General features: G+C 35.7%; 10 protein-coding genes. 7 read left to right on the top strand and 3 right to left on the bottom strand.

What is annotated here, in order from left to right:
• Positions 1 to 19: 19 nt before the first annotated feature.
• On the bottom strand, positions 20 to 385 hold the full coding sequence (locus tag J4Q03_RS21260; RefSeq protein WP_426050105.1) for a transposase: 366 nt from the start codon (positions 383 to 385) through the stop codon (positions 20 to 22).
• A 189-nt stretch (positions 386 to 574) separates the two neighbouring features.
• Here J4Q03_RS21260 and J4Q03_RS21255 point away from each other — a divergent pair, with 189 nt between their 5' ends.
• The 3 genes from J4Q03_RS21255 (at position 575) to J4Q03_RS21245 (ending at position 3,251) form a co-directional block, all read left to right on the top strand.
• Positions 575 to 1,621: a serine hydrolase domain-containing protein gene (locus J4Q03_RS21255; RefSeq protein ID WP_426050104.1), complete on the top strand. Its 1,047-nt coding sequence runs from the start codon at positions 575 to 577 to the stop codon at positions 1,619 to 1,621.
• 295 nt (positions 1,622 to 1,916) lie between these two features.
• Complete coding sequence (locus J4Q03_RS21250) at positions 1,917 to 2,870, top strand: protein-glutamine glutaminase (protein ID WP_426050103.1); 954 nt, start codon at positions 1,917 to 1,919, stop codon at positions 2,868 to 2,870.
• 69 nt (positions 2,871 to 2,939) lie between these two features.
• Complete coding sequence (locus tag J4Q03_RS21245) at positions 2,940 to 3,251, top strand: hypothetical protein (protein WP_426050102.1); 312 nt, start codon at positions 2,940 to 2,942, stop codon at positions 3,249 to 3,251.
• A gap of 109 nt (positions 3,252 to 3,360) precedes the next feature.
• Here J4Q03_RS21245 and J4Q03_RS21240 read toward each other — a convergent pair whose 3' ends face one another.
• Positions 3,361 to 4,113, bottom strand: a complete 753-nt coding sequence (locus J4Q03_RS21240; RefSeq protein WP_426050101.1) for an SDR family oxidoreductase — start codon at positions 4,111 to 4,113, stop codon at positions 3,361 to 3,363.
• A 244-nt stretch (positions 4,114 to 4,357) separates the two neighbouring features.
• Here J4Q03_RS21240 and J4Q03_RS21235 point away from each other — a divergent pair, with 244 nt between their 5' ends.
• The 4 genes from J4Q03_RS21235 (at position 4,358) to J4Q03_RS21220 (ending at position 6,701) form a co-directional block, all read left to right on the top strand.
• Entirely contained in the window at positions 4,358 to 4,990 is a 633-nt protein-coding gene (locus tag J4Q03_RS21235; RefSeq protein WP_426050100.1) for an NAD(P)H-dependent oxidoreductase, read from the top strand.
• 30 nt (positions 4,991 to 5,020) lie between these two features.
• Complete coding sequence (locus tag J4Q03_RS21230; RefSeq protein WP_426050099.1) at positions 5,021 to 5,455, top strand: MarR family winged helix-turn-helix transcriptional regulator; 435 nt, start codon at positions 5,021 to 5,023, stop codon at positions 5,453 to 5,455.
• Positions 5,456 to 5,878, top strand: a complete 423-nt coding sequence (locus J4Q03_RS21225; protein WP_426050098.1) for an organic hydroperoxide resistance protein — start codon at positions 5,456 to 5,458, stop codon at positions 5,876 to 5,878. It abuts the gene before it with no gap.
• A 94-nt stretch (positions 5,879 to 5,972) separates the two neighbouring features.
• A complete protein-coding gene (locus J4Q03_RS21220; RefSeq protein ID WP_426050097.1) occupies positions 5,973 to 6,701 on the top strand; it encodes an NERD domain-containing protein in 729 nt (242 codons plus the stop codon).
• 36 nt (positions 6,702 to 6,737) lie between these two features.
• Here J4Q03_RS21220 and def read toward each other — a convergent pair whose 3' ends face one another.
• A complete protein-coding gene (def, locus tag J4Q03_RS21215; protein ID WP_426050096.1) occupies positions 6,738 to 7,367 on the bottom strand; it encodes a peptide deformylase in 630 nt (209 codons plus the stop codon).
• Positions 7,368 to 7,642: the final 275 nt, after the last annotated feature.

Raw genomic sequence — 7,642 nt, 5'->3', positions numbered from 1 at the left:
CCTGCTTTTTACTAAAATATCAAAAAAATTCCTGAAAAAACAAATAACGGAAATCTAAACCTGAAAAATTGTAGATCGCAAACTTTGAGACACAAAAAAAGACTGCCCCTTTTGAGACAGCCTCTTTAACTTCAGCTTCTAATTCCATAATACGCTGTTCCGGAGTCTTTTTCATGCTAAATGACGTTTGGTTTTCCCAATCAAAGGTACCATATTTCCTAAGCCAACTAACAATCGTAGAGCGTGCTTGGATACCGTATTTTTTACGACACTCTGTGATTCCTGATTTTCCTGCTTCTATTTCTCTTACAATTTGAAGCTTTAAACTTAAATTGTAATCTCTCTGTGTACGTTTGATGTACGCGGTTTCTAAATGTTCTTCCATAACGATTCTTTTTTGTGTATCGATATTTCAGGACTAGACATTTATCGGAAAATAAAGACCGGCCGTAGCTCTACAGCCGGTTTTTTTATTCACAAATAAATCATGGTTCTAAATTTTAGTTTAAATTTCAAGTTTTCTGATCCCGTATTATTTTAAAACTTATTTTTGGTTTCTAAACTTTTAAGCCTAATGAAATCAGTTATCGGAATCTTCTGCGTTACAGCATTTATTTTTTCAACATCCGTATCTTATGGACAAAGCAAAAAAGATTATGCCGGCCGGATCGACAGTTTAATACAATCCCCCGCTTCTCCCAGACCTTTCAACGGAGTCGTTCTAATTACGCAAAACGGAAAAACCAAATACTCAAAGGCCTATGGTTTTCAGGACAGCCGTACGAAAATTCCGTTGAAAATGGATGACCAGTTCGAAATCATGTCCAATACAAAGCAGATCACTTCTGTATTGGTATTAAAACAATTTGAAAAAGGAAAAGTCGATCTGCAGGCGCCAATCAAAAAGTATCTGCCTTCTCTTACACAGCCCTGGGCCGATTCTGTAACAGTTCATCAGCTATTGAATCATACCCATGGAATTGTTGATGTAGAGAAACCTTTAGTATTTAAACCAGGCACAGAATTTAAATATGGAAATCTGTCGAATATCCTTTTAGGAAAAATCATTGAAAAGACTTCCGGTAAATCATATATTCAATCGGCTACTGATCTGTTTAAAGAGCTTCATCTGAAGAATACGTTCTGCTATTCAAAAGATAACCGCAGAAATCTTGTCTCGGGACATATGAATAAGAACAATAATTTTACGCCTGTTGAAAATTCATTCATCAATGATGAGAATATGCCTGCAGACGGTGTGATTACTACAGCAGACGATATGGCAGTCTGGAATTCACTTCTTCATAAAGGGAAAATTCTGAGCGCCAAAAGTTATAAATTAATGACTACTTCTTCTGTGCTATCACAGCATGATGTATTTGGAAAAGAAAAATCCGGTTACGGTTACAATATACGCATCGTAAAATATAATGATATTCCTTATTTGGGACACACAGGTTTAGGTGATGGCTTCGCTTCTATGAATGTGTATGTTCCCGGCTCAGACATAAGCATCATTATCATGGAAAATCAGATGAGTGAAGACAGCCATCTGTATTATTATCAGGAAGCAGTGATCAGAGATATTGTTATGGAAAGCAGCCTGATCAAAAGGAAATAATTATTTTTGAAAATGTATCATCCCGCTCATTCTACTGTGCGGGATTTACTTTTTTACGACAATCGAATTCATACCTACTAATTGATATTAAAAACCTATATAAATCCCCTAAAACAAAGGTTTAATTCAAATTTATGTTAAAATAATTAACATTTTATTGAAAAATACTTTGCCGGTATTTTATTTTTATTTACTTTTAATATCACAATAAAGTGAACTATTTTAAGATTCTACTCAAAAATGACACACCAAAAACTTAGAGCAATATATTACTAACCACCAAACTATGAGAATTATGAGAAATTTTTTGTTATCTATGATGGTATTTGTGACAGCCCTGTCATTTAATTCCTGTACAGACTCTGGCGCAGAACAGCAGATGAGTCAGAACGAAACCAGCAATAAAGCCCTGACGGATCTGGGGAAAACAGTTCCGGTAGGGATAGAAGATGAAAACGGTACCCTGAAAGTATCATTTATTGTTACGGCCCAATTTTATACGATAACGCCTACAAAAGAAAATGAGAAGTACATCAGCCTGATCAGAGAAGCGGTAAAAAACGAATCTCCGATCCAGGTTTTTATCAAGCCTAATACGCATGAAATTGCGAAAGTAGAAAAAGGGAGCGAAGAGGATATCCGATTTTTTAAATCTGCCTATACCAAAGAGGTTAAAAATGAAACCAACAAGCTAACAAGCGTTCTTCCTAATGTAGCCACATTAAACAGCATGTTTGCCCTGATCAAAAACCAGGCTTGCGGTACTTCTACGGCATCTTCCCCATGTATTACATTCAGATATCCTGTAGACGGATGTTATGCGAGAGCTCATAAAATGAGACAGATCCTGATCAACAACGGCTACGACTGTGAAAAACAGTTTGTATACGGAAACTTAAAAGCATCTACGGGTACTTGCTGTGTAGCCTGGAGTTACCATGTTGCGATCCTTGTAAGCTATAAAAATGCATCAGGCGTTACTGAAAAAAGAATCATAGATCCTTCCCTTTTCCCTAGCGGACCTGTTACAGATACGGCATGGAGAAATGCATGTATCAACACCAGCTGTGGATCTGCCTCTGTATCTTCCTATGCCAATACAGCAGGAAATGTATATTACAGAAGCCCTACCAATTCTTATCTTTATGACAATAATTTAGTGAATACCAACTGTGTACTGACTATATTCTCACCCTATTCCGGATGCTCGCCGTCACCGGCTCCAAGCGTTGCAAGCTGTGGATTCTAATTAACATAAACAGCTTCTGCCGAATCTTTCATAACTCAATGGCAGAAGCTGTTTACTAAATATTTTTTTATGAAAATCTGGACTTATCTCTTATTCATACTATTTATGATCGCATCCTGTTCCGGCAGTTCAAGTTCACAGAACCTGACCTGGTATAATAATTCCGTTATTACTAATGTAGCTGAAGACCCGGAAAAACCGGAAGAGTTCACCCGTATATCCATCGGAATAAGCCCGCAGATTTTTTATCTGTCTAAAAAATCAGATGACTATAAAGCTCTTTTGGAAAAGGCAAGACTGAGCCACAAAAATGAAAAACCATTTAATATTGGTATAGAAAACAATACTAATATTATTAAACAGGTCAATGAAATCCATTGACATGACAATCTTTGTGGTTAAAAATACTGTACTTAAAACTGACTGATGAAAGAAAATCAGATGATTTTCCTCAAAAATTCCCCATCATCTCATGATGGGGATTTTTAATTTACCTGATTACAGAGATACCGGCATCTACTTTAATTTCTATCCCGTGGATATAGGAAGATTCTTCCGAAGCTAAAAACAATACCGCATTGGCAACTTCTTCCGGTTCTCCCAATCTTTTAAAAGGAATAGTAGGAATAATATCATGAACGGCACTGTCAATCTGCTCAGCGTTCAAACCTGTGTTATTAAATATATTGGTTTTAATATGTCCGGGACTTACTCCATTAACCCGAATTCCACGTTCTGTAAGTTCTAAAGCGAAAGTTTTGATAAAAGACTGCACCGCTGATTTTGCAGCAGAATACATTGAAAAACTGGGCATTGCAATTTCAGTGGCCACAGAAGTATTGAAAATAACAGAACTTCCCTGTCCCATTAAAGGTAATATTTGCTGTACCGTAAAGAAAGAGCCTTTGACAAGCATATTGAAGAGCTCGTCAAAATGGTTTTCATCCACATGTTCAATAGGAGAAAACTTCCCATAACCTGCATTAGCAAAAAGCACATCGACGGTATCTGTATATTTTCTTACTTCCCGCTGCAGGTTCATAACGTCTTTCATACTGCCTGCATCAGAAGCAATTCCTGAAGCTTTATCCCCCAGTTTTTCTAATGCCCTGTTTACCGTTTCTTCACTTCTGCCTGTGATAATCACCTTGCCCCCCTCATTGATGAACTGCTGTGCTGTTGCGAATCCCATCCCATTGGTTCCTCCTGTGATCAAAGCTGTTTTGTTTTTAAATCTATGCATTGTTTCTTTTTATTAAATCTACTGCAAATTTCAAATAAAGAGCGTCATAAAAAATCCGATTCTTGTTGAAAACTAAGAAAAAAGGTTAATGTATTGCACTAATTTGTTTTTTCTAAAATGCACATCAATTAAATCTATCAAGATTAAATTGTGCACAATTTAATTAAACTTACATTTGTATCAGAATTTAATCACGACTTAAAAGTGATGAAAAACAAAAAAATATAAATTTAAAATAATTGAAATGTCATTAATAGAAGACTTACAATGGAGACATGCAGTAAAAGCATATGATCCTTCAAAAAAAGTATCGGAACAAGATCTTAACACCATTTTAGAAGCGGCAAGACTGGCTCCCACTTCATCAGGGCTGCAGCCATTCCGCGTTATTGTTGTAGAAAATCAGGAATTAAAAGAAAAGATGGTACAGGGAGCACTAAATCCTGAAGTGATGAGAGACAGTTCCCATGTTTTAGTATTTGCTGCCTGGGACAGTTATTCCAACGAAAAAATTGATAAGGTATACGATCATCATACGGATGTAAGGGATTTACCAAAAGGGCGTTTCAGCAGTTACACTGATAAGATCAAAGAAATGTACGGCGCTCAGACCCCTGAACAGCATTTTGCCCATACAGCGCGTCAGACATATATTGCCTTAGGCCTGGCTATGGCTCAGGCTGCAGAATTAAAGATCGACAGCACTCCTGCGGAAGGATTCAGCAATGAAGTTGTGGATGAAATTCTGGGATTAAAAGAACTGGGATTAAAAAGCGTAAGCCTGTTATATCTTGGTTATAGAGATGCAGCCAATGACTGGCTGTCTACCATGAAAAAAGTAAGAGTTCCCATGGAGGAATTCATCATTAAAAAGTAATATATTATTACAACTCTCAAGTTCAGCCTTATGGAAAATTCAAAATCACTACAATTAGAAAACCAGATCTGCTTTCCGCTTTATGTTATTGCCAAGGAGATTACAGGACTTTACCGTCCATTCCTTGATGAGATTGATATTACGTATCCGCAGTATCTCGTAATGATGGTTTTATGGGAAAACGACGGTCTTGCAGTGAACCATATCGGTGAAAAGCTGTTTCTGGACAGCGGAACATTAACTCCTCTTCTGAAAAGGCTTGAGACTAAGGGAATTATTTCCAGAAAAAGAAAAAAGGAGGATGAAAGAGTAGTTGAAGTCTTTTTAACGGAATCAGGAAGACAGCTGCAGCAGAAAGCCTGCGAAATTCCAAAAAAAATACAGAACAAGATCGGTGTGGAGACGGAAGACCTGCTTCATCTCAAAGAAACGATCTTAAAAATATTAAACAAAATAGAAAAATAAATGAAAACATTATATACAACCCAAGTAACAGCTCAGGGCGGAAGAAACGGCCATGTAAAAAGTGAAAACGGTGTTTTGGAACTTGATGTAAGAATGCCTAAAGCTTTAGGTGGTGGCAATGATGACTTTGCTAACCCTGAAATGCTTTTCGCAGCCGGCTATTCAGCTTGTTTTGACAGTGCTCTTAACAGGGTAATCAGCCTTTCAAAAGTAAAAACAGGTGAAACAACAGTGACTGCACAAATCAGTATCGGACAGCTTGAAAACGGAGGTTTCGGACTGGCAGCAGAACTGGATGTAAACATTCCGGGAGTTTCTATTGAAGAAGCACAGGAATTAACTGAAAAAGCACACCAGATTTGTCCATATTCTAATGCGACAAGGAATAATATGGAAGTGAAGCTTTCGGTTACAAATAACTAAATTTATTCTTCTGATTATAAATTAAATCTGTTTCTTTGGAGACAGATTTTTTTATTTACTGGAAAATTAAAACAGAAATAATATAACAAACGTCATGGATAATAGTTTTTTAATTATTTCTCTATTAGCTCTAGGTATTTTATTCCTATTCATTAAATATTATACTCCAAAAATAAAAGGATTTATTGGTGAAAATAAAGCTTCAAAAGCTCTAAAAAGGCTAAACAATGAAAAATACATCGTTCTGAATAATATTGAATTAAATATTAAGGGCTCCACTTCACAAATAGATCACATTATTGTTTCAGATTATGGGATATTTGTTATCGAAACTAAAAATTATAAAGGTTGGATTTTAGGTTATGAAAAAGATAAATCCTGGATTCAGGTGATTTATAAATACAGACGTAAGTTTTATAACCCTATTCTACAAAATCAAGGTCATATTTATGCTTTAAAACACGTATTGAAAAATTATAAATATCTGAGATATTATTCTATCATCACATTTACAAAAAGAGCAACGCTTAAAACTAAAACCTATACTGACGTTGTTTATATCAATAAGCTGGTCAAAACAATTAAAAAATATGATCACTATCACCTTAACGAACACACTAAGAACGAAATTGTTGCCATAATTCTAACGGCAAAAACAAACAATCGAAATAAAGATAAAGCAGTAAGAGTGAATTCTAGCATGAATAAAAATGGTTCATGCCCAAACTGTGGTGGAAATCTTATGGAGAGAAATGGTCAATATGGAATTTTTTTGGGCTGTAATAATTTTCCCAAATGTAACTATACCAGAAATAAAAAGTAACAATTCTATTAAAACATTTCAAATGGGAACAAACCATTATCTCGTCATTGAATCACTTTTTTTAAAAGCATCCACTTTTTTATAAGAATCATTTTTCTCTTTTTCTTTTTTATCTGAAATCAGGATCCCAAAAAGATGGTCTATTTCATGCTGGAAAATTACCGCTGTAAAACCTTCCACAATTTCTGAATACTTCTGTCCTTTCAGATCCACATACTCCAGCTGGATCACTTTACTTCTGTAAAACTGATCTCTGAATTCAGGAATAGAAAGATCTCCTTCCGGACCAAGATTCTGTAATTCTGATTTCCAGACAATCACAGGATTGATGAAGTATTCCAGAGGATCTCCCTCTTTATCAAAACGCTGTACCCAGATCAGTCTTCTGTTGACTCCGACCTGTGGTGCGGCAATTCCCACTCCACCGTCTGTGGAAAGAAGAGATTCCTTCATCCTTTTAACCAAAGTTGCGGTATTGGAATCAAGGGGATCTATTTCTGTTGAAAGACTTAATAAGGTTTTATGCTGATGAGAATCTGTAGTCTGATAAATCGGTAATGCTGTACTGATATCTCCCCGGTTAATAAGCGAAATTTCGTTTAATGTCAGTTTCTGTGCGTTGATGAGTCCGATAAAAAAGATGAGCAGAAAAGATATTTTCTTCATTTTAATGATTTGTGATACAAAGATAGCTAATGTGTTTCAAACATATCATTGGGCTGAAATAAATAAACGGGCTAAAGCCCGTTCCTATTGAATTTTAAGGGATTATTATTATGGTATCATCGAAGCCTTATTTGATTGCATTTGAAACAAAAAAAGAGGCTGTCTCAAAAGGGGCAGTCTTTTTTTGTGTCTCAAAGTTTGCGATCTACAATTTTTCAGGTTTAGATTTCCGTTATTTGTTTTTTCAGGAATTTTTTTGATATTTTAGTAAAAAG

This window comes from Chryseobacterium sp. NFX27 (assembly GCF_049887855.1).
Classification (GTDB): domain Bacteria; phylum Bacteroidota; class Bacteroidia; order Flavobacteriales; family Weeksellaceae; genus Chryseobacterium.
This window is presented reverse-complemented; position numbering and strand designations above follow the sequence as displayed.